The organism is Moraxella boevrei DSM 14165 (genome assembly GCF_000379845.1).
Lineage (GTDB): Bacteria > Pseudomonadota > Gammaproteobacteria > Pseudomonadales > Moraxellaceae > Faucicola > Faucicola boevrei.
Genome location: NZ_KB903804.1, coordinates 88,585 through 112,509 on the forward strand (window position 1 = coordinate 88,585; position 23,925 = coordinate 112,509).

General features: G+C 40.4%; 19 protein-coding genes. 11 read left to right on the forward strand and 8 right to left on the reverse strand.

What is annotated here, in order from left to right; genetic code table 11:
* Positions 1–47: 47 nt before the first annotated feature.
* The 3 genes from dnaQ (at position 48) to nudC (ending at position 4,474) form a co-directional block, all read left to right on the forward strand.
* Entirely contained in the window at positions 48–1,832 is a 1,785-nt protein-coding gene (dnaQ, locus tag A3G3_RS0109420; RefSeq protein WP_026212962.1) for a DNA polymerase III subunit epsilon, read from the forward strand.
* Between the two features lie 105 nt (positions 1,833–1,937).
* A complete protein-coding gene (locus A3G3_RS0109425) occupies positions 1,938–3,605 on the forward strand; it encodes a hypothetical protein (protein WP_019520275.1) in 1,668 nt (555 codons plus the stop codon).
* Positions 3,605–4,474: an NAD(+) diphosphatase gene (nudC, locus tag A3G3_RS14085; RefSeq protein ID WP_019520276.1), complete on the forward strand. Its 870-nt coding sequence runs from the start codon at positions 3,605–3,607 to the stop codon at positions 4,472–4,474. Before A3G3_RS0109425 ends, nudC begins: the two co-directional genes overlap by 1 nt.
* A 46-nt stretch (positions 4,475–4,520) precedes the next feature.
* On the opposite strand, the gene A3G3_RS0109435 is transcribed toward nudC, so the two are convergent.
* Both A3G3_RS0109435 and A3G3_RS0109440 read right to left on the reverse strand, forming a co-directional pair.
* Positions 4,521–5,297, reverse strand: a complete 777-nt coding sequence (locus tag A3G3_RS0109435; protein WP_019520277.1) for a BPSS1780 family membrane protein — start codon at positions 5,295–5,297, stop codon at positions 4,521–4,523.
* A 99-nt stretch (positions 5,298–5,396) separates the two neighbouring features.
* Positions 5,397–5,942: a GNAT family N-acetyltransferase gene (locus tag A3G3_RS0109440; RefSeq protein WP_019520278.1), complete on the reverse strand. Its 546-nt coding sequence runs from the start codon at positions 5,940–5,942 to the stop codon at positions 5,397–5,399.
* Between the two features lie 97 nt (positions 5,943–6,039).
* Between A3G3_RS0109440 and ribF the strand changes: the two genes are divergently transcribed.
* Entirely contained in the window at positions 6,040–7,038 is a 999-nt protein-coding gene (gene ribF, locus A3G3_RS0109445) for a riboflavin biosynthesis protein RibF (RefSeq protein ID WP_026212963.1), read from the forward strand.
* A gap of 69 nt (positions 7,039–7,107) precedes the next feature.
* Here the strand turns inward: ribF and A3G3_RS0109450 are convergent, their stop codons facing one another.
* A complete protein-coding gene (locus tag A3G3_RS0109450) occupies positions 7,108–7,446 on the reverse strand; it encodes a septal ring lytic transglycosylase RlpA family protein (RefSeq protein WP_019520280.1) in 339 nt (112 codons plus the stop codon).
* A 414-nt stretch (positions 7,447–7,860) separates the two neighbouring features.
* Between A3G3_RS0109450 and A3G3_RS0109455 the strand changes: the two genes are divergently transcribed.
* Entirely contained in the window at positions 7,861–9,141 is a 1,281-nt protein-coding gene (locus A3G3_RS0109455; protein ID WP_228702726.1) for an MFS transporter, read from the forward strand.
* 138 nt (positions 9,142–9,279) lie between these two features.
* The gene (locus A3G3_RS0109460) at positions 9,280–9,888 is read left to right on the forward strand and encodes a nitroreductase family protein (RefSeq protein ID WP_019520282.1); all 609 of its coding nucleotides are present in this window, start codon (positions 9,280–9,282) and stop codon (positions 9,886–9,888) included.
* A gap of 56 nt (positions 9,889–9,944) precedes the next feature.
* On the opposite strand, the gene A3G3_RS0109465 is transcribed toward A3G3_RS0109460, so the two are convergent.
* The 4 genes from A3G3_RS0109465 to A3G3_RS0109480 are packed head-to-tail and all read right to left on the reverse strand — an operon-like array spanning position 9,945 to position 13,502.
* Positions 9,945–10,598 (reverse strand): HAD family hydrolase, encoded by a 654-nt coding sequence (locus tag A3G3_RS0109465; protein ID WP_019520283.1) that lies wholly within the window; start codon positions 10,596–10,598, stop codon positions 9,945–9,947.
* 9 nt (positions 10,599–10,607) lie between these two features.
* Positions 10,608–11,687: a hypothetical protein gene (locus tag A3G3_RS0109470; RefSeq protein ID WP_019520284.1), complete on the reverse strand. Its 1,080-nt coding sequence runs from the start codon at positions 11,685–11,687 to the stop codon at positions 10,608–10,610.
* 42 nt (positions 11,688–11,729) lie between these two features.
* Positions 11,730–12,191: a hypothetical protein gene (locus tag A3G3_RS0109475; RefSeq protein WP_156802146.1), complete on the reverse strand. Its 462-nt coding sequence runs from the start codon at positions 12,189–12,191 to the stop codon at positions 11,730–11,732.
* Between the two features lie 15 nt (positions 12,192–12,206).
* Positions 12,207–13,502 carry an RluA family pseudouridine synthase gene (locus A3G3_RS0109480; protein WP_019520286.1) on the reverse strand — a complete coding sequence of 432 codons (1,296 nt, stop codon included), beginning with the start codon at positions 13,500–13,502 and terminating at the stop codon, positions 12,207–12,209.
* A 685-nt stretch (positions 13,503–14,187) separates the two neighbouring features.
* Here A3G3_RS0109480 and A3G3_RS0109490 point away from each other — a divergent pair.
* Positions 14,188–18,078: an Rne/Rng family ribonuclease gene (locus A3G3_RS0109490; protein WP_019520288.1), complete on the forward strand. Its 3,891-nt coding sequence runs from the start codon at positions 14,188–14,190 to the stop codon at positions 18,076–18,078.
* Between the two features lie 228 nt (positions 18,079–18,306).
* Here A3G3_RS0109490 and A3G3_RS0109500 read toward each other — a convergent pair whose 3' ends face one another.
* Positions 18,307–19,218: a DUF808 domain-containing protein gene (locus A3G3_RS0109500; protein ID WP_019520290.1), complete on the reverse strand. Its 912-nt coding sequence runs from the start codon at positions 19,216–19,218 to the stop codon at positions 18,307–18,309.
* Between the two features lie 247 nt (positions 19,219–19,465).
* Here A3G3_RS0109500 and A3G3_RS0109505 point away from each other — a divergent pair, with 247 nt between their 5' ends.
* The 4 genes from A3G3_RS0109505 to A3G3_RS0109520 all read left to right on the forward strand — a co-directional run bounded on the left by A3G3_RS0109505 (position 19,466) and on the right by A3G3_RS0109520 (position 23,923).
* Positions 19,466–20,278, forward strand: a complete 813-nt coding sequence (locus A3G3_RS0109505) for a DsbC family protein (protein ID WP_019520291.1) — start codon at positions 19,466–19,468, stop codon at positions 20,276–20,278.
* A 206-nt stretch (positions 20,279–20,484) separates the two neighbouring features.
* A complete protein-coding gene (gene trxA / locus A3G3_RS0109510; protein ID WP_019520292.1) occupies positions 20,485–20,808 on the forward strand; it encodes a thioredoxin in 324 nt (107 codons plus the stop codon).
* A 450-nt stretch (positions 20,809–21,258) separates the two neighbouring features.
* Complete coding sequence (rho, locus tag A3G3_RS0109515; protein ID WP_019520293.1) at positions 21,259–22,524, forward strand: transcription termination factor Rho; 1,266 nt, start codon at positions 21,259–21,261, stop codon at positions 22,522–22,524.
* A 154-nt stretch (positions 22,525–22,678) separates the two neighbouring features.
* A complete protein-coding gene (locus tag A3G3_RS0109520) occupies positions 22,679–23,923 on the forward strand; it encodes a multidrug effflux MFS transporter (protein WP_019520294.1) in 1,245 nt (414 codons plus the stop codon).
* The last annotated feature ends 2 nt before the right edge of the window (positions 23,924–23,925 follow it).

Here is a 23,925-nt window from a genome sequence, read left to right on the forward strand (position 1 = left end):
GCCAATTTTTGCTTATACTAGCATTTTTTGACAAAAATTGGCAGAGTATGGCACAACATTCTTTAAAACCCTTATCAAATCAAATACTTGCTTATACAGACGGTGCCTGTCGTGGCAACGGCACGACGGACAATGCTAAAGGCGGTTTTGGGGCGGTGCTGATTTTTCCTAGTGGCAAGCAACTGGACATTTGTGGCGGTGAGATTGGCACGACCAACAACCGCATGGAACTGCTCGGCGTGATTGTGGCGTTGGAGAACAGTCCTGCCGATGTGCCAATCCAAATCTGGTCAGACTCTAGCTATGTGATAAAAGGTATCACTGAGTGGATAGACGGTTGGAAACGCAAAAATTGGGCAAAGGTAAAAAACGTAGATTTGTGGCAACGCCTAGACCACGCACGTGAGCATCGGCAAATTGATTGGCAGTGGGTAAAAGGTCATGCGGGACATGACGGCAACGAATACGCTGACCAACTTGCTAACCAAGGTATTGATAATTTACCACAAAAAAACTTTGAAAAAATCCTAAAAAATACGGCAACAAATATGACAAATCAAGCAAATAATTTAGCAAACAACTTAGCAAACCAACAAAACGACCTCCAACATTTTGACAATGCACCGCCTTTTGAGCCGTTGCCTGATAGCTATTATCAAGCCCAATTTGAACACTATGAACAAAATCAAGACGATTTAAATGTCCAAGATATAGACAGCCAAGATGATTTTTTGTTAAATATGTTAGACGATGAGCCGTCAAATATTGAGACAAAAGCTGGAAACGAGTTTTCTAACAATAAAATTTTGACAAATTCAACTGAAAACAATCCGTCACCAACAAATGATTTAGCAAACAACGATGAAAAACCGAAAAAAAAGAAAGCGGATAAAGACAATAAAGCCGATAAAAAAGGTAAAAACGACAAATCGGAAAAAGACGACACTAGCGTAACATTTTTTGAGCCGTCTGCCCTAGCGGAGCGTTTTTATCCTTTTGTCAAAGACAATCATTTTATCGGCCAAGATGAAACGCTTATCGCACAGCGACCTGAATTTGACGGCAATACTCAAACCTTTAATCCAACATTTGTGCCGTTATTACCAATTGCCAAACATCACGGTATGGCAAATCGTCAGTTGATTTTGGACACAGAAACCACAGGTTTTGACGCCCAAGGTGATGACCGCATTGTGGAAGTGGGTGTTGTGGAATTGATTAATCGCAAATTTACAGGTGAAAAACTGCACGTTTATATCAATCCATTGCGTAATATGGGTGAAGAGGTCATTCGGGTGCATGGTATTCACAGCGAATTTTTGGCGGATATGCCGACCTTTGAGCAAGTCGGAAAAAGTATTTATGACTTTTTGCAAGGAGCTGAGCTTATCGCTCATAATGCCAACTTTGACATAAGTTTTTTGCAAGCAGAATTTTGTCGTATTGGTTTGGCGGATTTTGAACAGACGGTGAGCGTGGTGGACAGCCTTGCGATTGCCAAACAACTGTATGCAGGCCAGCGAAATACCCTTGATGCGTTGGTAAAGCGTTTGGACGTTGGCAAACAAGACCGTACCTTTCACGGGGCGTTACTGGATGCGGAGATTTTGGCGGAAGTTTATTTGGCGATGACAGGCGGTCAAGTATCGCTTGGCATTGATGATGGTGATATGGGCATTGGTGGCAATCATGAACACCAACGCTTTGACGGCGTGGCGGTGGGGCGATTTTTGGCAACTGCCGATAGCGAAACCGCTCATCAAAACTGGCTCAATGCCTTAAAAGACCAACACCCCGCCTTGGCAGAAAACTGGCAACTCAATGATGCCTAACGCCATTTAGGCAAATAATTTATCAAATTAACCGATTGTCATAGACAATTATTGACAAACATTTTACAATAGCAACATTTATCCGATTTTATTAGGAACACTTTGATGAATACAACAACACAAAAATTGACGACAACTAACTTTGATTTACCATCATTGCATTTGTTGCGTCCAGAGATTGAAACCACACTAAAAGATGCCGAAATTCATTTAAGTGAATTTAATGATGACAGTAGCCAAGCCCCATTATTACTAGATTCGGTAGAAACGTTGGCACAGATGTTAAAAGTGTTACGCTTAATCAACCTTGAAGAAGGTGCGGTGTTGGCAGGGGCGTTGTCACAAGGCTTTCAGCAGTTATACGACAACCGTGAACAAGACGAAATTGAATTTATCATGGATATTTCTGAAGGTATCATGACGCTAAGCCGTTATGTGGAATTTATATTGTTAAAAGAAACCATCGAGCCGTCCTTAATTTTGCCTGTGATTAACAATTTAAACAACAAACTTGGTAAAGCCGAAATCAGCCTCGAACAATTAACCACCGCCAAAACCAGTAGCCTTGTCATTGCTCATCCTGAACAAAATTTCCAATCGTTAACCGAACTTGGCATTGACAAAAAAACCTTGATTGAAGCCTATCGTGCAGGGTTGAGCGTAGCATTAACTGCCAAAACTCGCCCAACCGACCCAACCGATTTGCAAAAATTAAAAGCCATGCAATCAGCGTGTGAAGCCATTTCACAACGTTCAGACAGCTTATTTTGGCAATCAGCAGACGTGGCGGTGTCAGATTTAGCTGACGTGTTACCGCTGAATAATGTACAAAAACGCGCGTTGATTTTTGTTGAGCAACAGTTTAACGACTATTTGCCTGTGAGCGACTCACGTTTTGCCGATTTGGTGCGTTTTGCCAGCAGTCGTGATAGCAAATTGGCAGAAAAAATCAAACAAAAATTCTCAACCAACACGCTAAACCATGAGCAACTCGCCATGATGAAACGCTTTTTGTTCGGGCCTGACCGTGAACTGAGCAATACTTTAAATGAGCTAATCCAAGAAGAGATTAACCTTGTCAAAACGTCAAGCGACAACTACGCTCGCCAAGACAGTATCACCAGTACCGAAGGCGAGCTGGATGCGATGACGACTCGCTTACACGATTTGAGTTTGATTTTTAAAACCTTAAATCTACAAGAAGCCAGTGAAACGCTGAACGAACAAATCGCCCAAGTCAAAGGTTGGTCACAGCCAAGCCCAGAAGATTTTGACAAATTGTTAGAAGGCTTAATGGTTGCGGAAAATGCGTCCATTTATATGGCAAAAAGTCATACCCCAGGGGCGGTGAATTTACCAATTTATAACCGAAAAATCTCTTTATATCAATTAGATACCGCCTATTCAACCCTTGTGCGTGAAGGGCGTACAGGTATTGCCAATATTGAAAACGCCTTTAACGAATATATCGCCGATGCCAACCATGACATTATGCACCTTGTCAATGTACCAGAAATCATGCGAAACGTGTCAGGGGCGTGCCAATTCTTAAATTTACCGCAGTCAAACCGCCTACTACGCCGTGCGAGCGACTATATGGAAATGCTGATTCAAAACGGCTCAAATGGTATTTCAGCCGAACAATTGGCAAAAATGGCAGACATCGTCATGGCGGTGGATTACTATCTAGAAAGCCTAGAAATCAACAAACCTGCAGGTAGTAACGCCATTAAAGTCGGACAACGTAGCCTACGAAACCTTATGGTCGCCTAATGTACCGTTATATTTTAATAGAAAATGATAGCTTTGCATTTAACGTTAAAGCTATTTTTTATTATGTACATTCGGCATTGTTGCCTGATGCATTACCGATTGGCGATGATGTATATCTGTTAAATTTGACAGATTTTGCTAAAAATAGCCAGCCTTTATTTGATAAAATTTTATTCAATGATTTGCCAAATACTCTAACTTGGCTAAACTTACGCCAAGCGTTAAATTTTTTGGAAACTGCGGATTTTTATCGGCTGAGCCGTGCCAAACAAATCGCTTATTGGCACGCCACGCATCGGTTTTGTAGCCGTTGTGGGGCAAAGACCAGTTTTGAGCAATTTAAACAAACAGGCGAATTGGCAAGCGTCTGCATTCGCTGTGATTATCGGCAATATCCACGCATTCAGCCATGTACCATTACGGCGATTGTGCGTGAACATTTGGGAAAAACTCAAATTTTGTTGGCTCATCATCAGCGTGCTAAAGCTACTAAAATATATAGCCTAATTGCAGGTTTTGTGGAAGTCGGCGAAACCCTAGAGCAATGCGTGGCTCGTGAAGTACAAGAGGAAGTCGGCTTGCAAGTGGATAATATCCAATATATCGCCAGTCAGCCGTGGGCGTTTGCCAGTAACTTAATGCTCGGTTTTGTGGCGAATTATGTGGCAGGTGACATCAAAATTGATAAACAAGAGTTAATAGATGCACGGTTTTTTGACCTTGATAGCCTAGATTTGAATCAGGATTTAGACCACGATCTAAACCAAACAAATATTGATATTTTAACATCAAATTTTCCAAAAATCCCTGATAAAGGCACCATTGCCTATCAGCTAATTGCCTTTGTAAAAAATCATTATTCACATTAAAAAATAAAAACCAATCAATTAAGATTGGTTTTTTTAACAAGATAATTTAGATTTGTGTATAAATATAGCGATATGCCACATAACTGACAATCATCATCACAGGCACTAAAACGAACCAACCAAGCCCAAAGGGAATAACAGCAATCACTCCCAATATCATACCAATCAAGCCAAGTACAGTTAAGGGCAATAAATTTGCCATACAGCCTTTAAAGCTCATTTTTAACGCTTGTAATGCTTTAACATCGTGAAATAAAATCAAAATCGGTGCAAGCCAAACTGCCATGCTTAAAGGAATAAATAACAAAATCGCAACAGCGATTAAAATCAATATCCCTGAACCAAAAATATCACCTTGTTTTACCATATCTAAATTAATCCCAGTAGCAAAACCGATGATAATCAGTAAAATCACCAGCACCAACGTTATCAACAATAACCATAAATATAAAAACACAAAACTTTTAAAATTATGACGAAATGCCACAAACAAATCACCAATCGATGTATCGCCTTCGGTGGTCTGGCGGTGTGCCATATACGCAACACCTGCCGAACAGACAAAACTTAAAATCGCCGAAATAATCCCACCAATTATCGGAATATAGGCTGAGCCTATTTGTAAAATTATCACTAACAGCCCTGCACCGAGCCACAATGCAATATTATCTTTAAAAATCCCCCATGCGTGACGAAGCCATTCTACCGCAATTCCTGCACTTAAACGGTTCGGCTCAGTGAGCAAGCGATAATCTGCCAAGGTATTAAGTTCCGTTACCGTCGGTAATGGTGGGGGATTATTAGATTTATTGATATCAACCATATTTTTTCCTTATGGGATTAATTTTATAAACATAAAATTTACGATAATCTAACAGAAAAATCCGATAAACACAAATATTTTGTAACTCTTTTAAAAAAATTATTTATCATGATTGATAATTGCTTTTCCCAAAATCACCACATCAGCAATAAAACCATTCATATCACACACTTTTGGTAAATACCCCCATTGGCTAAATCCCTGTTTTTTAAATAAATTTAAGCTCGGTTGATTATGAGCAAAAATTTTAGCAACCATTTGCGACACGCCACACGCAGGGGCTATGCTTTCCAATAACCCAACAAATTGCCGTCCAATACCCTGCCCTTTAGCATCACTCGCCACATATACACTAATTTCCGCACTGATACAGTACGCAGGACGTGGATATAAATCCGAAAAACTACCATAACCAAGCACCTTATTTGTCTGTTGACAAACAGCAACAATAAGCGGACGATTAGCATTTTCACGATGCTCTGTGAGCCAATCCTGCAAATCTGCCACCGTTAACGGCTGTAAAACGGCTGTAGATTGTTTGGTAACGATACTTTCATTATAAATCTCAACGAGTGTTGGCAAATCTTTTGGTTCGGCTAAACGGTATAATATCCCTTGAAAAACGCGGGGTTCAAAATGAAACATAGATAACCTCCTAAATTTTTTTGCAAAAAACACGCATTTTTGGTTATTTTACTTTATAATGACAGGTTTTGATACTTTTTTTAGCATTATTAAAATTATGAATATTTATTCTTTAAGCGAACTGATTAATCATCACCAACAACTCCCCGAATGTGTGCTAACCATTGGTAATTTTGATGGGGTGCATTTGGGGCATCAAGCCATGCTCCATAAGCTTTGCCAAACTGCCAACGGACACAACACCAAGCAACTTGCCACCGCAGTGATGATTTTTGAGCCACAACCCAGAGAATTTTTTAGCCCTGACACTGCCCCACCCCGCTTAACCAATTGTGATGAAAAACTGGCATTGTTACAAGCTTTTGGTATCCAAAACGTGATTATCGCCGAATTTAACGAAGCGTTTCGCAACTTATCCGCCGATGAGTTTGCCATCATATTGCAGACGATTGGCGTGCGTGGTTTGGTACTTGGCGATGATTTTCGTTTTGGGCATGACCGTGTCGGCGATAGCAGTTTTTTACGAACTGCAGGATTTTCCGTGTTCACCCTTGACACGGTAGAAAATCACGCCCATGAACGCATCAGCTCCACCAAAGTTCGTGAATTCTTGCTAAAAGGTGATTTAAATCTAGCCAATCAAATGCTAGGTAGAGATTACAGTATCACAGGCGACGTGTTGCACGGTGATAAAATTGGGCGAACCCTTGATTTTCCAACGGCAAATGTGGCGTTAAATCGGCTAAAACCTGCGGTACAAGGGATTTTTGCAGTTGATGCAGTGTTAAATAACCAACAAAGTTTTGCTAGTTTTAGCAAAAATCAACAGCTTGGTTTAATAGGCTTTCGCTCAAATTCACTATTTGGCACAGCAAGCATCGGCGTGCGTCCGTCTGTGGCAAAACCGCATGATTGGCGATTGGAAGTCTTTTTTCCTGAGTTTGACGGTGATTTGTATGGGCAAGTGTTAAACGTGCGATTTTTGCATTATTTGCATCCAGAACGCCATTATCAAGATTTGACAGCGTTAAAAATGGGCATTGATAATGATGTCAAAGCGTTGTTGGCATGGCGTGAGCAACAATTAGCCATTTAAAAAAGCATAAAAAAAGACGTTCTCGAAACGTCTTTTTTATTTAAAAAACTTAACAGCTAATCTTAATGATTAATGTAGTTTTTCAATATCTACTTTAATTGTGCCCGCCCCAAGGCTCGCGATTTGTTGGAATGCCCCTTTGGACAAATCAAGCGTGCGACCATATTTACCAAACCCACCACGGTCTGTTACACGTACCACCACGCTTTTGCCGTTGGCTCGGTTGGTTACTTTGAGTTTTGAGCCAATTTTATGAATATTACTCGCTACGGTTAGCCCATATTGGTCAAACACTTCGCCCGATGCGGTGCGTTTGCCGTGATGTTTTTCACCATACCACGATGCGACATTGGCGTTTGCCGAGACTGTCGCACCCATGACAACGAGACTGATTAAAAAATATTTCATCAGGATCTTTCCTTTTGCATTGCGAATTACATCTTAAAAATCATATTAGGCATTTTTACTAAAAACACTAATATTGTAAATACAGCTGGATACATCAGGGTAATTTCGCAGATTAAACAATGGCTATTCTTTAGAATAGCTGAATAGTGGTGAATTATAAATAAACAAATTCCAGATGGCAAATCTTTTTTGTAAATACGCTCCCGAAAAACATCCATAAACTATCTAGGCGTAATTTTATGTAAAAAACCTTGCTAATTCCTTGTTTTTTACGCATAATCACTTAATGAAGCTTCAAGATACACTTAATTTCAACAAATGTTAATTTTTTAAAAAATAAACGTTGATAAAGCTACAAATAACGCTAATAAGTTTATCTGGATTATTAAGAAAATTAGCAAAATGGAACGCGCCATGCTCACACCCACTCACCTACCCTTTATCCCCCTTTCCAAACGCTCACTGTTTATCGCATCATTCTCCACGATTGTGGAATGGTATGATTTTACCTTGTATTTGTATTTTGCTACGGTAATTTCTCGCGTATTTTTTGGTGATAATCCAAAATCATTGCTCATTACACTCGCGGGTTTTGCCGTGTCATATCTCATGAGACCCTTGGGAGCATTGTTTTTTGGACATTTGGGCGATACGCTTGGACGCCGTTCTGTGCTATTAACCACCATGACGCTGATGAGCATTGCGATGTTTTTGACCGCTATGCTTCCCACTTTTCATGATATTGGGATTTGGTCGGGCGTACTCATGCTACTGTTACGCTGTGTCATGTCATTTTCAGTGGGTGGTGAGTACACGGGGGTCGTAGCGTATCTCCTGGAGGGAGCAAAACCTGAAAAACGGGGGTTTATCTCATCTTTAGCATCAGCATTTAGTGAGATTGGTGGTTTACTTGCGGTATTAGTCAGTACTTTGACTGTGTATTTTTTGGATAATTACCTTTTAACATGGGGCTGGCGTGTGCCGTTTATCGTGGGAGGCACGATGGCATTGGCGGTATTTATGTTGCGTTATAATATGGCAGAATCACCAGAATTTTTACAACATTCACTCAATGTAAAATCTAAAAAATCGCCTATTATTGATACCCTAATCTATCATAAGCCCGCTATTTTAAAAACATTTGCCATCTCTGCGTTAGGCTCAATCAGCTATTATGTGGGTATCACATTTGTGCCTGTATTTTTGACAACCAACGCCAATTTTAGTGAAAAAACAGCTCTATGGCTATCTACTGTAGCGTCTTTTTCGGTGATTATCATTACGCCAATAGTTGGAGCGTTATCTGATAAAGTTGGACGAAAACTTGTGCTTATTGGAACAGGTATCATAAGTGCCATTATGCCAATCTTTTTATTTCAATTGATGACAAAAAGCGTGACGATGGCGTTAATCGGTGCAGTACTACTTGCCTGCATCGCAGGTTCGGTAAGTGCAGTGGCAACATCCGCTACCAGTGAGCAATTTCCTGTAAATGTACGACTATCAGGGCTAGCACTTGGCGTTACGTCCGCTACCGCAATTTTTGGAGGATTAACACCGTTGCTGGCACAAGTGTTTACCAATATAACGGGTAAGTCCTATGCATCAGGGGTGATGATTATGGTTGTGGCGGTGTGCGTGTTGCCTGTATTTTTAACGCTTAAAGAAACCGCTCCGAGATTAAATAAAAATTAATCATTTTGACTAATTTTTTAAAACCTTAAGAAAAACCTCTTTTTTAAATTGAAAAATTTCTTTATAATATACGTTATTTTTTAATGAAAACTTTATTAACTATCAATTTTCAACATTGGATAAAAAAAGGGGCATTTTATGTCTTTAACTATTTTGCAACAAATCGCGGAAAAGCGTCGCTCAATCTACAGCTTAAACAAAAATTTACCAATCAGCAATGCCGAGATTATCCAACTCACCGAGCATACGCTCAAGCACACGCCATCTGCATTTAACTCACAGTCCACGCGTTTGGTGGTGTTGTTCGGTGCAGAGCATGAAAAATTGTGGGAGATGACGAGCAAAATTTTACGCAATATCATCAATAACGATGAGGCGTTTGCCGTGACCAATGCCAAAATCAATGGGTTTAAAGCGGGTGTAGGGACGATTTTATTTTTTGAAGATAAATCGGCGGTGTCACATTTGCAAGCCCAATATCCATCCTATGCGAGCAACTTTCCGATTTGGTCAGGACACGCCAGTGCGATGCACCAATATGCGATTTGGACGGCGTTGACAGCGGTTGATGTGGGGGCAAATTTGCAACACTACAACCCAATCATTGACGAGCAAGTAATGCAAACATGGCAAATTAATCCAGATTGGCAATTAGTTGCTCAAATGGTATTTGGTGGCATTGCAGGCGATGCGAACGAAAAACAGTTTGAGCCAATAGAAAACCGTATGCAAGTTTTTGGTAATTAAGCGGTTTTGCCTTAAAAATAAAAAAACTCACTTTAATTGGTGAGTTTTTTTACATTTTAAACGCCTAAAATTTTTGCCAAATCCGCCACCGAGTCCACCACGGCTGTCGGATTTTCTTTTGCCAAAACTTGTGCTTTTTCACAACCATAACTGACGGCAATGCTATCCATGCCAATACTATTCGCCATTCGCATATCATGCACGCTGTCACCTATCATCACCGCATCGGCAAGGGTTTTGCCTGTTTCTGCCAAAATCTGCTCAAGCATGAGTGGATTGGGTTTGCCTGCGGTTTCGTCAGCAGTTTTACTCACACTAAAAAACGGTTCAACCCCTGAGTCTGGCAATACTCTGGCTAAGCCTTGTCGTTTTTTGCCTGTGGCGATTGCCAAAATTTTGCCTTGTGCGTGCAAGGTTTTAATCAACGCCTTCACACCATCAAATAGCGTGTCGTTGTCGCAATGTTTCACATAATAATCGGAATAACTCGCCAAAAGTTGGTCGTATTTATCCTTATCATGCGGAAATAAAATCGGAAACGCATCCACCAACGCAATGCCAATAATGGATTTGGTCGCTTCATCACTGACGGTCAAGCCATGTTGCTCAGCACAAAATCGCATGGCATCCACGATTAAACCGACCGAGTTCATCAGCGTGCCGTCCCAGTCAAAGATAATTAGGGATTTTTTGCTAAAAGAAATTGACATTTTTCACCCTTATTCGTATAAATTTAACAATTTTTGTTGAACTGTATTTGGCAATAAACTTAACAATTTTTGGTAAATTTTTTCTTCATGTTTTTGCCAAAATACCCCAAAAGCGATAACCGCAAAGCCAATTAACGCCAAAACAAGCGGGAAAATCATACTGTCTTCAAAGACATCATACGCCAAATAGCCCAAATAACCTGCCACGCCAAACCCACCAAATACGGCAAATACTCGCCGTCTTAGCACAATGCCTGATATCATCATGGCGACATTTATCATACAATACATAAATTTGGCAAGCTCACTGTCTGACTCTTGTAAGCTCAGCCCGCCCCAAAACGTCATCACGCCAATAATATACAACCAAAAAGCAAAATCTTGTCCGCTCATTTTATGATGTTGGCGAAAATCCACCCAAATCGCCCCAACCAGCATCAATAAACCAAAATACAGCGACACGAGTTGTCGCAATTCCCAATCAAACCATTCGGCATCTTGGGTCAATAACGGTACGATGTCCATAGACAGATACCACAGCGTAATACTAATCGGCAACATGACAAACGACCGCTTAAATCGCCACATCATCACCGCACCAACAATGAGCGTGCTAATTTCCAAAATCAGCCATTGCACGCTAATCCAACTGTGATAATCTCGGTAATGGTCATATTCTTGCCAAAGCCCCAAACTGTCCTGCAAGGCAAACATAAATAACGGCACAAGGCACAACAAAAACCCAAGCACGATACTATACGGCGTGAGCAGATTTTTTTGGTGCAACCAATACGCCACACCTGCCCCAAATACTGCATACAAACCGCTAATGAGCATGACACCGACACTGCCATAACTGTCAAAACCAAGCGTCATAAACAGTGTCATCGCCCCAATCGCTATCAAGCCACCAAAATAATACAACAAATGCGATAGGACAAATTTTGGCGTATTATCTTGTTGAATTGCGGTTTTTACTTCATTGTTAAACATGTCATCATTGAGCCCAATTAATGCGTCAAACTGATGTTGGCTAATAATGTTTTTTGCTTTGGCATGGTTTAGCAAACGTTGGGTTTTGTCGGTCATGGTTTTATCTTATTTATCTGATTGCATTAGAGTAATTTTTTCCTATCTGTTTATATAGTCAATTTGTTGCATAGCTTGCTCAAAATAATCAGGTAATTTTGTCATATTAATTTGCAATGGGCTTTGCAAATCAATTTTATCTTTCTCCGTTGATTTTAACATTAACTGCAACTCTTCTTCGCTATACGTTTGTTTCCAACTATCCAATAATTGCAACTGTATGGCTTTTTGTACCAATTCAGTATTTAACTTATCAAAATTAGCCAAAGTTTTTTGGTCAAACATTTCTTTTTTACCCAACACTTTGTTTCTTGCTTGTAAATTATTGATAGTTAATTGTTTACCAAGCATATTACTTAAGTGAACATAACTGTCATTTTGAGCAATTTTATTATAAAGACTTAACATTGTTTTATAATTAACAGGTTCGGCATAGCTTATTTGAGCGAGAATTAACATTCCAACAAAACAACCAAGTTTGAAACAATCCGTTATCTTTTTCATAAATAACACCCCAATTTACTCATTTATCAAATTTTGCATATCATCAGGCAAATCCGCTTTAATCATTTGGTATTCAGGGATCTCTAGCTGATAAGCGTGCAAACACAAACGGCGAACCCCTGATTTATCCTGCAAATTGTATTTATCATCACCCAGCAAGGCATGACCGAGACTGGCTAAATGTACACGGATTTGGTGCGTGCGACCTGTCAGCGGTTTGGCTTCCACAAGGCTGACTTTTTTACCACCACTCTCAAAACGTTTTAGCACCTTAACAAGGGTCTGGCTCGGCTTGCTATCGGCATGATTTTGTGCCACTTTCACACGTCTTTCGCCATTTGCTAAGGTATATTTTAATAACGGCTTATCAATTTTTTGGCTATCAGCTTTTACCCAACCTGTTACCAAACAAAGGTAGGTTTTTTGCAAAGTTTTTTCTCGCAAATGGTCTTGCAAGGTTTTTAAGGTTGAGCGTTTTTTGGCTATCATCAGTAAACCCGATGTGTCTTTATCAATACGATGAACGAGTTCCAGATATTTTTTGCCAGTCGCTTCTCGCATGACTTCAATCACCCCAAAACGCTCCCCACTACCACCATGCACCGCCATACCAGACGGCTTATTTAGCACGATTAAGCCATCATCTTCATACACGATACGCTCTAGCAGACTTTGGGCAAATTCTTGACTTATCACAGGTTTTTCACGCGTTGCCAATTTGACTGGGGCAATGCGAACCACGTCGCCACGCTCTAGCTTATCGTAGGCTTTGGCACGTTTGCCGTTTACTCGCACTTCATCAGAACGGATAAGGTTATAAACATGCGAACGTGGCAAACCCTTAAGACGTGCGAGCAAAAAATTATCCAAACGTTGGTCGTGCTGTTGGCGAGTTACCGTGATATAGTTGACTTTGCCAAAGTCTGCAATATCGTCATTGCCTGTCAAATGCTGGTATTTTTGTGAGTTTTTACCATTACGGTCATCGCTCAAATCATCGGCAAAATTAGATGAATCTTCTAATAAATCTATTGTGTTTTGCTTTAAAAAATCATCGCTATCTTCGTCAAATTGAGATTGGTAAGATTTGGCTTGTTGATTGCGTTTTTTTTGTAAGTTTTTTTCAAAGTTTTCATCATGTTTTCTAATAGATGATAAGGTTTGACGGGGTAAATTTTTATTACCAAGTTTTTGTTGATTATTTGGTTTTTTATGCGGATTTGTATTTTTTTTCCCAGTAAAATTGCTGTTTTTTGCTGTATGGTTGCGGTTTTTGGGATTTTTTTGGTGAGAATTGCGGTTTGATGTCATTTTTTGATAGCCGTTTGTGAAAAAATTTGCTATAGTTTACCACGTTAATTTTATCTTGCGTAAATTATCTGTACGCATAGCGATGTTTGTATGATTTAACAAAATTTTTGTGAAAAAAATTTGTAAAATGCCAACCCAAAAAGGTAAAATTAACCACCAAAATTTTTGGTTAAGGTTGTTAAAAAAATGAAACCTTAACCGCAAATAATATTTTAAAATGTGATGGTTCATTTTTTACTAACTTGACAACACATTTGTGTATTTTTATTAAACAAATAATAATACAAAACTGTATGAACTGAAAAAAACTTGGGCGAAACCAACCCAGTACCGATGAGATTTTAGATTTTTACCAAAGATTTTATACAATAATTGTTTAGCAATGGTCGTTAAATACCATAAATCAATACCAACGTATAATTTTTTTATGATATCAACAAAAATATAAACGAATTTTTTATCGATAATCTGTTAACAAAACTGCTAATCTGATGGATAGCGGTTGCCAAATAAAGTGCAAAAAACTGATAAATTTTGCAAACAAAGGTTTGGTATAACAGTATTTCGGACACCAAAATGACGAGCTAGACTTTGGATAAACAATTGTTTTTATTAATATCTTTGCCATAAAAATCCGTTGTCTTATATTTTTCAGTAAAACGGTTTTGTGTTTAAGGATTAAAACATGAAACGTATCTTAATCAATGCTACGCACGCCGAAGAAGTTCGTGTTGCGTTGTGTAATGGCAACCATCTTTACGATTTTGACTTAGAAAACCGTACCCGTGAACAGAAAAAAGCCAATATTTATAAAGGGCGTGTGACACGTGTGGAGCAGTCATTAGAAGCAGTATTCGTAGAGTACGGCTCAGCACGTCAGGGCTTTTTACCAATGCGTGAGATCGCCAATGAGTATTTTTCGGGCGACCCACGTACAACAAGCATTTTAAAACAGCTTATCAAAGAAGGCGATGAGTTAATCGTTCAAATTGAAAAAGAAGAGCGTGGCAACAAAGGTGCGGCGTTATCCACGTTTATTTCGCTCGCTGGGCGTTATTTGGTATTGATGCCAAATAATCCTCGTGGCGGTGGTATTTCTCGTCAAATTTCGGGCAAATTGCGTGAAGAAATGAAACAAGCTCTGGCTAGCTTGCAATTGCCAAAAAGTATGAGTGTGATTTTGCGAACCGCAGGCATTGGCAAGTCTGCCGATGAGTTACAACGTGACCTTGATCATTTGTTAAGTATTTGGCAAAACATTCTTTATCAAAATCAAAATTTCCCATCACCACGTTTGGTGCACCAAGAAGCGAGCGTGATTACGCGTGCGGTGCGAGATTATTTGCGAGATGATATTGCTGAGATTTGGGTAGATAATGAACACGCTTATAATGAGGCGGCTCATTTTATTGAAACCATGATGCCACAGCAGTTGAATAAATTGCGTAAATATACGGATTATGAGCCGATGTTTAGCCGTTTTGGCATTGAACGTCAGATTGAAACCGCCTATCAGCGTGAAGTGCGTTTGCCAAGCGGTGGTTCAATCGTGATTGACCAAACCGAAGCCTTGGTATCGATTGATATTAACTCATCAAAATCTACTAAAGGCTCGGACGTTAGCGAAACAGCCTTTAATACTAACTTGGAAGCGGCAGATGAAATTGCACGTCAGTTGCGTTTGCGGGATATGGGCGGTTTGATTGTCATTGATTTTATTGACATGGCGACCGATGAACACCAAAAACAGGTGGAAAATCGTTTAAAAGAAGCCACACGAACCGACCGTGCAAGATTGCAATTTGCCGAGATTTCACGTTTTGGTTTATTGGAAATGAGCCGTCAGCGTTTGCGTCCGTCATTGGAAGAAGCGACAGGCTTTTTATGCCCACGTTGCCACGGCACAGGCATGATACGCGATTTGCGTTCATTGGCATTGTCAATCATGCGTCAAATTGAGCAAAAAGCCTTGCAAGAACGTCATGGTGAAATCCAAGCCGATGTGCCAACCGACATCGCCGCTTTTTTGCTCAATGAAAAACGTGATAGCCTTGTTTATTTGGAACAAGAAAGTGGCACACGCATTACCATTTTGCCACACGCACACCTTGAGTCGCCTGAGTTTAATATCGTGTTTAACAGCGAGGGCTACGCACCACCGACTTATGAACGCATCACCGAAAGCCTAGAACAACAATACAATGACCGTGGCTACGACACCAGTAATTGGCACACCGGAGAAAACGAAAGTCGCAACTCTCGCCCAACTGACACTCATGCGTGGTCAAATGCGGACAATGCGAATACACAAACGTCGGCTAAAAAAGACAAAGAAAAAGCCACTCAGCCAACTCAAAGCCAGCCACCGCAAGCACAAAAACCACAAAACACCCAAACCCAAACGGTACAACAACCGTCTGCCGTTGCATGGTTATCCAATCTATTTGCCCCAACCGTACAAGCTCAAGTTGCCCATAGCATCAGCAGTCAAGATGCAGCAGCGGCGATTGAAAATATCGTCAATACAGGAGCAAAAAGCCTTGGGCTACACGGGCAAATCGCCTACCCAACGCCTGACGTAACAACGCCTGTTCAACAAACCACAAACACGGCAACAGTTACCAACGTTGCAACGCAATCGCAACCACAAAACGACAACAGCTATGACAACAAAGACGAAGGCAAACAAAAACGTAGTCAAGGCCGTCGTTCCGCCAAAGTCAAAACCAAAAAACGTGGTGAAGATGTCAATAGCAATCTAACCGATGTTGCCAATACGCAACCTGCCAAAGACGCAACATCCGACAAAAACCACAAAGACAGCTTGCCAAAACGTGAACCAAACTCACGCCGTGAAAGTCGTGGTGAAAAACAACGCAACGCAACCCTAAGCGTACCTGCAAGCACGGTAGCAGTAGCAACGTCGAATATCGATGTCAAAGATGACAAAGAAAACGTATCAGAAAAACACCACGCCACACATGCCCAACCTACTGTCAAAGAAAAAGCAAAACACGACAGCATACAGGTACAAATCCACAAATCTACCCCGGTAGATACCACCCAAGCCGTTACCCATATTTCATTGGATAACAGCAAAGGCGAGCCTGTGGTAAATGTTGAAAACAAAATTAAAGCCCAACAAGTGGAAACACCAAAAGGTGAAACACAACCAACCACCATTCAAGTGGAAAATGCCCCTACTCCTGTTGAACCAACCATTCAAACTAACATTGAAAATAACGTTGTACCAAAAGCAGAAGTCGCAACCAAAACACCAACAATCAGCCTTGATGTTATTCCAAGCCAAGGACGTGCCAAAAACGACCCAAGGGAAGTTTACAAGGCTTATCAACAGCGTTTTAACCCAAGCGTTACGCCAACAGCGACACAGACGATTAGTAACAACCCTATCACAGGCACGGTGTCGCAGTTTATTCAGCAACAACTTGGCGATGCCAACGAGCAAATCAGCCAACACGGCATGGTTACTACCTTTATCAGTGCGTTGCACGCCTATCGTCATCATAATGACAATCCACAAACGTCACCAACCGTACAAAGTGTAAAATCTGACCTTGCAACTGATGATACATTTAGCCACTTTTTCCAAAATTATGGCTATGAACAACTATCGCAACAAAATCTAGAAACCTATCATCAGATGATTTGCCCTGCCAATCAGTTCCACACCGATGCAGGCAAAACCCAAGCCGAGCCAGCCCCTGTCACCAAACGTGCGAGCAATGACCCACGTGGGCAAATTTTGCCAACGGCAACGGTAACCCAAATACCAAAGCCAATCGCAGAAACTAACACCGAAAGCAATGCCAAAGCAAAAACCGAAGCAAAAGCAATTACAACACCAGCAAACTATGCAACAAATAGTGCAGGTGCATGGCTGATTGCACAACTTGGTAACATTGCTAAACAGCACATCGCTAACGGTGAATTTGTGTCAGCTTATTTACAAGCAAGAAAATTACAAACAGAGCAAATACAGCAAACACAAACGCCAAACAATGACGTTGCCAATCAGCTTGAAGCGATTGATGATGGTTTTGAAAAAACCATGCAACAAAGCATCAAACGCTATGTCAAACAAAATGATGAAGCCAAACAAAATCAACAAAAGTTGGTAGAAAATATGGCAAAATTGGAAAATGCCTTGTCTAATGCGTTGAACGATGTTGAAGAAAGTTTGGCAAAAATCGCCGATGAAACCCACCACTTAGCTCAAGCAAACAGCCAAATAAATGATGAGCAAAACCACGAGCAAGCCGATGACAATCTCGAACAAGGCGACTCACCAAAAGGCAAAACTAGCCCTGCTAGCTACAAAAACATGATTGAGTCAGTGGCTGAGCAAATGAACAGCATACCGCTTGGCGTGTTAAATTTGGCAAAACCAATCGCCAAACCAAAAGCACCACGCACTCGCAAGGCGAAAGCAGAAAAAGCCCCTGCCAAAACCAAAACCCGCACCAGTAAAAAGGTGGACAATGTGGTTATCGTGAAAAAGGTAAAAGCTGAACCAACAGAAACGCCAACGAGTGACACCCCAACCGAAGAATAAGTTGTTTAAGTGTTCATAAAAAAGCCGTTCTTGAGTGAACGGCTTTTTTTAACGATTTAATTTTTGTTAAACTAACCAAGCAACTATCAAATCTGCAATAAAACCCCAACATTTCCATTGCCATCTTTTCAGACGATTTATCCAATTCATCAATGATTTCTTGCCGATTTGTTTAGGTGATTTTCGTTGTTTTTCCATCTCATCAAAAGCCATCAAACACCATCAAAATCAATGAGCTTTCCCACGAGCTTTGTTAATCACCGTTACAATACCAACCACAATTAAACCTGCGACCAAGCCCACCAAACCATTTAACACATTGGTGGTTAAACCGCTAAACATACCAGACATTTCGCCCAAATGCTCAATGCCATGATGAATAAAGCCGATACCATGAGCAATAATACCGCCACCGACCAAAAACATCGCAAGCGTCCCTGCAATGGACAAAAACTGCATCAGTTTTGGGGCAAATGCCAAAATTGCACGACCCATTTTTTGAGAACCTTCACTTGGTTTTTGCAACAAATGCAAGCCCAAATCATCTAACTTTACAATCCCAGCGACCAAGCCATAAACACCCACCGTCATCACGATAGAAATCAGGGTTAATACTAACGCTTTATTCATCAGCGTTACGGTTGCCGCCATTGTCCCAAGCGAAATCACGATAATTTCCGCCGATAAAATAAAGTCGGTACGAATTGCCCCCTTGATTTTGTCTTTTTCAAGGGCAACCAAATCAACATTATCCGCATTAGCAATCAGATGTTCTTCGTGGTCTTTATCGTCTTCTTCTTTACTATGCAAAAATTTGTGCAGAACTTTTTCCGCCCCTTCAAAGCACAAAAACAAACCGCCAAGCATCAGCAAAATCGTTACCAACATAGGCGACACCGCGCTGATTAACAACGCCAATGGTACCAAAATCACCTTGTTAATCGCCGAACCCTTTGCCACCGCCCATACCACAGGTAACTCACGGTCGGCTTTTACCCCCGCCACTTGATTAGCATTTAACGCCAAATCATCACCTAACACACCTGCGGTTTTTTTGGCGGCAACTTTGGTCATCACCGACACATCATCTAAAATCAGCGTGATATCATCTATCAATGTAAGTAAACTTGCTCCAGCCATAACTTTTCTCTTTAAATACTCATCAAAAATTAAAGTGCTAGTTTACAAATTTATCAACAAAAAACAAGCAACAATTTGTATCAAAACCCCAGTTTTTTAAATATCATCTGTAAAATCTTAACAATTATCATCTATTATTTGTAAGAAAATCGCTTTATACTGATACTAATAACAAAATTTTTTAAAATCAGACTGATTGTTAACGTTAAAAATCATGTTAAAAGCTCGGTCATTATCAGGAAAACTTATGTTAAATTTGCCAAAAACTGCCCTTATCACTGCCCTACTCGGCTCAATCATCACACTCACCGCGTGCGATAATAGCAACGCCAAATCCACTGAAAAAGCAAGCTCAACGACTGCCACCGCACAAACCACCACACCAGCGCCTGCCAACAACGATGCCAAACTGCAAAAAACTTTAGCAGATAATTTGGCAAAATCAGGCATCAGTGCCAAAATTTTATCGGTAACACCGACCACTATGCCAAATATGTTTTGGGTAAAAGCCGAAGGATTGCCCTCATTTTTTACCGATAATACGGGGCAATATATCGTGCAAGGCGACATTATCAAAGTGGGTAATGCCCAACCTGAACACATTTCCGCTGATTTACAAGCTCAAGAAACCAAAGCCACGCTTGCCAGTATTGACAAAAAAGACATGATTATTTTCCCTGCCAAAGGCACAAGCAAAGGGGCGATTTATGTCTTTACCGATGCCGACTGTGGTTACTGCCGTAGATTGCACAGCGAAATTGACGAGATTAACAGCTTAGGCATTGAAATTCGCTATTTACCGTGGCCACGCAGTGAACAAACGTTTCCCATTATGGAAAGTATTTGGTGTAGTTCCGACCGCCAAAAAGCCATTACTGACGCCAAAAACGGCGAACCTGTTAACGCCCCTGCCTGTGAAAACCCTGTCCGTCGTATCCACGATTTAGGTATGGCTTTAGGCATCAATGGCACACCTGCGATTTTCACCGAAAGCGGACAACAAATCGGTGGCTATTTACCGCCAGAACAGCTATTGCAAGCGGTAACAGGTTCGCACTAAGTGAGTTTTTCGTTAATAACAAGGTAAATTTACCAACAATTTTTTACAAATAAATTTTGTAATCAATTTGCCAAGTCGATTAATTTTTTAAAACATCATTATTAATCGCAAAAAACTTGTAATTGATGGGGGCAATCCCTATAATTTTAACAATTGACCAAGTTTTTTGGCAATTTACTAATTTCTTTTTTTAGATAGGATTAATTATGTCAAACGTTATCCATGCCGATGAAGGCACTTTTGAACAAGCCGTGTTACAATCTGACGTGCCTGTATTGGTAGATTTTTGGGCGAGCTGGTGCGGGCCTTGCCGTTCTATTGCACCTATACTAGATGAATTATCAACCGAATATGCCGACAAAGTGCGTATCGTAAAAATTGATGTGGACAGCAACCCAAATCTTGCTTCTCAATACGGTATCCGCAGTATCCCTGCTCTATTTATGTTTAATAATGGCGAAAAAGTAGATGCGGTTGCAGGAGCATTACCAAAGCCACATTTAGAAGCTTTTATCAATAAACAATTATAATTTTAAGTTTATTCTTAACATATAATTAAAAACTTGTATCTATAACGTTTGTCAAAATTATCTACAATTGGCAAACGTTTTTATTTTATGGGTAAAAACGATACAATATTGACAAAAATGAGCAAAAATATTTAGTAAAGATATTGACAAGCATAGCATTTAACGCTTATTATACTACCGCTAAAATAATTATAGCTCTATAATTATCTATCTTTTTGAATGTCCATCATTCATTTTCTATTTTCCCCCAATTTATCAAACATTGGTTATCAATGAATAAACGCAATCGTTAAATATTTTGCCACTTTAGGGTTACCATTTGTTTAAGTTTTAAATGAATGGGTGGTGATCTTTAAGTATTGTTTTACAATAGGTATCGTTAAATATTGTGGTTTTTCAATGGGTTAGCCTGTGTTACGATAGTAATTATTCTTATTTGATGAAGTTTTTATGAATTTAACCGAATTAAAACGCAAATCCGTTGCTGAACTTATCCACATCAGCGAGAGCATGGGGCTTGAGAACATGGCTCGCAACCGTAAACAAGATATTATTTTTGCCATTTTAAAAACCCACGCCAGAAATGGCGAAGCGATTTTTGGCGATGGCGTGCTTGAAATTTTGCCCGATGGTTTTGGTTTTTTACGGTCGGCAGAAGGTTCATATTTGGCAGGTCCTGATGATATTTATGTTAGCCCAAGCCAAATCCGCCGTTTTAACCTAAAAACAGGCGACACGATTGCAGGGACTATCCGCCCACCAAAAGACTCAGAGCGTTATTTTGCGTTGTTAAAGGTAAATGAAATCAATTTTGACACGCCAGACCGTTCACGGCATAAGCTGATTTTTGAGAATTTAACACCACTTTTTCCAACTGAGCAATTAAAATTAGAACTCGGCAATGGCACCACCGAAGATTTGACAGGGCGAATTATTGACTTAATCGCACCGATTGGTAAAGGACAACGCTCCATTATCGTTGCACCACCAAAGGCAGGTAAAACTGTGCTATTACAGTCCATCGCCCAATCTATCACCCGCAATAATCCTGAATGTCATCTGATTGTGTTGCTGATTGACGAACGTCCTGAAGAAGTTACCGAGATGCAACGCACCGTGCGTGGCGAGGTGGTGGCATCGACCTTTGACGAACCCCCTGCTCGCCATGTTCAAGTCGCTGAAATGGTGATTGAAAAAGCCAAACGTTTGGTAGAACATAAGCAAGATGTGGTAATTTTGTTAGACAGTATTACACGTTTGGCTCGTGCGTATAACACCGTCATTCCATCATCAGGCAAGGTATTGACAGGGGGCGTGGATGCCAATGCGTTGGAGCGTCCAAAACGCTTTTTTGGAGCAGCGAGAAATGTGGAAGAAGGCGGTAGCTTAACCATTATTTCTACCGCATTGATTGACACGGGTAGTAAAATGGATAGCGTGATTTTTGAAGAGTTTAAGGGTACGGGCAACCAAGAAATCACCCTTGAACGTGAAATTGCCGAAAAACGGGTATTCCCTGCGATTAACATCAAAAAATCGGGTACTCGTCGTGAAGAACGTTTAATTGACGAAGCTTTACTGCGTAAAGTATGGATTTTACGCAAATTATTGCACCCAATGGACGAAATTCAAGCCACTGAATTTTTGTTGGATAAGTTAAAAGATTCTAAAACCAATGATGAATTTTTTGAACAAATGACCAAAAAAGACAAATAGTTAAAGCAATTTATCTCGGTTAATTTTAAAGCTAAGTTGAAAAACTTGGCTTTAATTTTTAAAAAAATTAATAAAAAACAATAAAGCTCTACGATAATTTCGTTATAATAGGTGTTTTAACCGTTTTTAAAATAACCAAAAATAAGTATTTATTATGTCAAATTCTACTTTACACCTGTCAAATCCCGATACGCCACCCAATGATTATCCTGTGTTTTGGATTATGTTATTGGGTTTAATCGTGGCGGTCGGCCCGTTAACCATTGATACTTATTTGCCTGCATTACCAAGTATGGCACATGATTTTGAGGTTTCTACGGCGTTTATTGCCAATTCTGTGCCTGCGTATTTTGTTGGTTTGGTGGTCGGTCAGTTATTTTATGGTCCGTTATCTGACCGTATTGGACGCATTACGCCGTTGTACATTGGCATGACGGTATATGTGCTAGCATCGGTACTGTGTGCCACAACCGACAACGAATATGTGCTGTTCGTGGCTCGTACGGTACAGGCATTGGGGGCGTGCGTGGGGGCGGTGGTAACACGTGCAATGATACGAGACAGGTTACACCCAAAAGAAATGGCAAAGGCATTCTCGCTAATGACGCTCGTTATGGGGCTTGCACCGATTTTAGCACCATCGCTTGGGGCATTGTTGTTAAAAATCGCTGATTGGCGAGTGATTTTTTTGTTTTTGGCAGGATTTGGCGTATTAAACATCGTATTAACCAAGTTATTTTTGCACGAAACGTTGAGCGAAGACAGACGCAATCATTTTTCCGTGTCGCAATTATTTGCCCAATATGCTGAGCTGTTAAAAGACCCAAAATTTAACTATCCTGCGATTGGGGCAGGGCTACTCATGGGCTCAATGTTCGTGTATATCAGTGCGTCGCCTGAGCTGATTATGGAAGGTTATGGGGTGAGTGAAACCCATTTTGGTTGGATTTTTGGCATGAATGCAGGCGGATTTATTGCCTTAACGCAAGTCAATCAGTTTTTGGTTAATCGGTTTAAATTGGTAAATTTATTACGCTTTGGGGCGTTAATTCAGGTGATTTCATCGGCCTGTTTGTTAACACTTGGGCTAATGTTTGGCACGAATGCGTGGCTGCCATTGGTGCTTGCCAGTATCTTTTTTTGTATTGCAGGGCTTGGGTTAACCCAACCGAATGCAGGGGCGATTGCGTTAACCTTCCAAAAACATCGGGCAGGTATGGCGAGTGCCTTGCAAGGTTCGTTAAATTTTATCGTGGGGATTTTTGGTGGCTTGATGTTAAACTTTTTTCCTGTCAATGCAGTGGCAAAATTGGGTTTAACCATGTTTATTTTAATGGGCTTGGGTTGTTGGTTGGTTTGGCAAATTGATAAAAATCTTGATTTGGCAAATGTGGATTGATG

Excerpts from the sequence above, each read along its gene's own strand:
- A3G3_RS0109455 (WP_228702726.1), top strand. The coding sequence starts at position 7,861 with ATGCTCACACCCACTCACCTACCCTTTATCCCCCTTTCCAAACGCTCA.
- A3G3_RS0109460 (WP_019520282.1), top strand. The coding sequence starts at position 9,280 with ATGTCTTTAACTATTTTGCAACAAATCGCGGAAAAGCGTCGCTCAATC.
- A3G3_RS0109425 (WP_019520275.1), top strand. The coding sequence starts at position 1,938 with ATGAATACAACAACACAAAAATTGACGACAACTAACTTTGATTTACCA.
- A3G3_RS0109490 (WP_019520288.1), top strand. The coding sequence starts at position 14,188 with ATGAAACGTATCTTAATCAATGCTACGCACGCCGAAGAAGTTCGTGTT.
- A3G3_RS0109470 (WP_019520284.1), bottom strand. The coding sequence starts at position 11,687 with ATGACCGACAAAACCCAACGTTTGCTAAACCATGCCAAAGCAAAAAAC.
- A3G3_RS0109440 (WP_019520278.1), bottom strand. The coding sequence starts at position 5,942 with ATGTTTCATTTTGAACCCCGCGTTTTTCAAGGGATATTATACCGTTTA.
- A3G3_RS0109500 (WP_019520290.1), bottom strand. The coding sequence starts at position 19,218 with ATGGCTGGAGCAAGTTTACTTACATTGATAGATGATATCACGCTGATT.
- A3G3_RS0109475 (WP_156802146.1), bottom strand. The coding sequence starts at position 12,191 with ATGAAAAAGATAACGGATTGTTTCAAACTTGGTTGTTTTGTTGGAATG.
- nudC (WP_019520276.1), top strand. The coding sequence starts at position 3,605 with ATGTACCGTTATATTTTAATAGAAAATGATAGCTTTGCATTTAACGTT.
- A3G3_RS0109435 (WP_019520277.1), bottom strand. The coding sequence starts at position 5,297 with ATGGTTGATATCAATAAATCTAATAATCCCCCACCATTACCGACGGTA.
- A3G3_RS0109465 (WP_019520283.1), bottom strand. The coding sequence starts at position 10,598 with ATGTCAATTTCTTTTAGCAAAAAATCCCTAATTATCTTTGACTGGGAC.
- A3G3_RS0109520 (WP_019520294.1), top strand. The coding sequence starts at position 22,679 with ATGTCAAATTCTACTTTACACCTGTCAAATCCCGATACGCCACCCAAT.
- ribF (WP_026212963.1), top strand. The coding sequence starts at position 6,040 with ATGAATATTTATTCTTTAAGCGAACTGATTAATCATCACCAACAACTC.
- A3G3_RS0109480 (WP_019520286.1), bottom strand. The coding sequence starts at position 13,502 with ATGACATCAAACCGCAATTCTCACCAAAAAAATCCCAAAAACCGCAAC.
- dnaQ (WP_026212962.1), top strand. The coding sequence starts at position 48 with ATGGCACAACATTCTTTAAAACCCTTATCAAATCAAATACTTGCTTAT.
- A3G3_RS0109450 (WP_019520280.1), bottom strand. The coding sequence starts at position 7,446 with ATGAAATATTTTTTAATCAGTCTCGTTGTCATGGGTGCGACAGTCTCG.
- rho (WP_019520293.1), top strand. The coding sequence starts at position 21,259 with ATGAATTTAACCGAATTAAAACGCAAATCCGTTGCTGAACTTATCCAC.
- trxA (WP_019520292.1), top strand. The coding sequence starts at position 20,485 with ATGTCAAACGTTATCCATGCCGATGAAGGCACTTTTGAACAAGCCGTG.
- A3G3_RS0109505 (WP_019520291.1), top strand. The coding sequence starts at position 19,466 with ATGTTAAATTTGCCAAAAACTGCCCTTATCACTGCCCTACTCGGCTCA.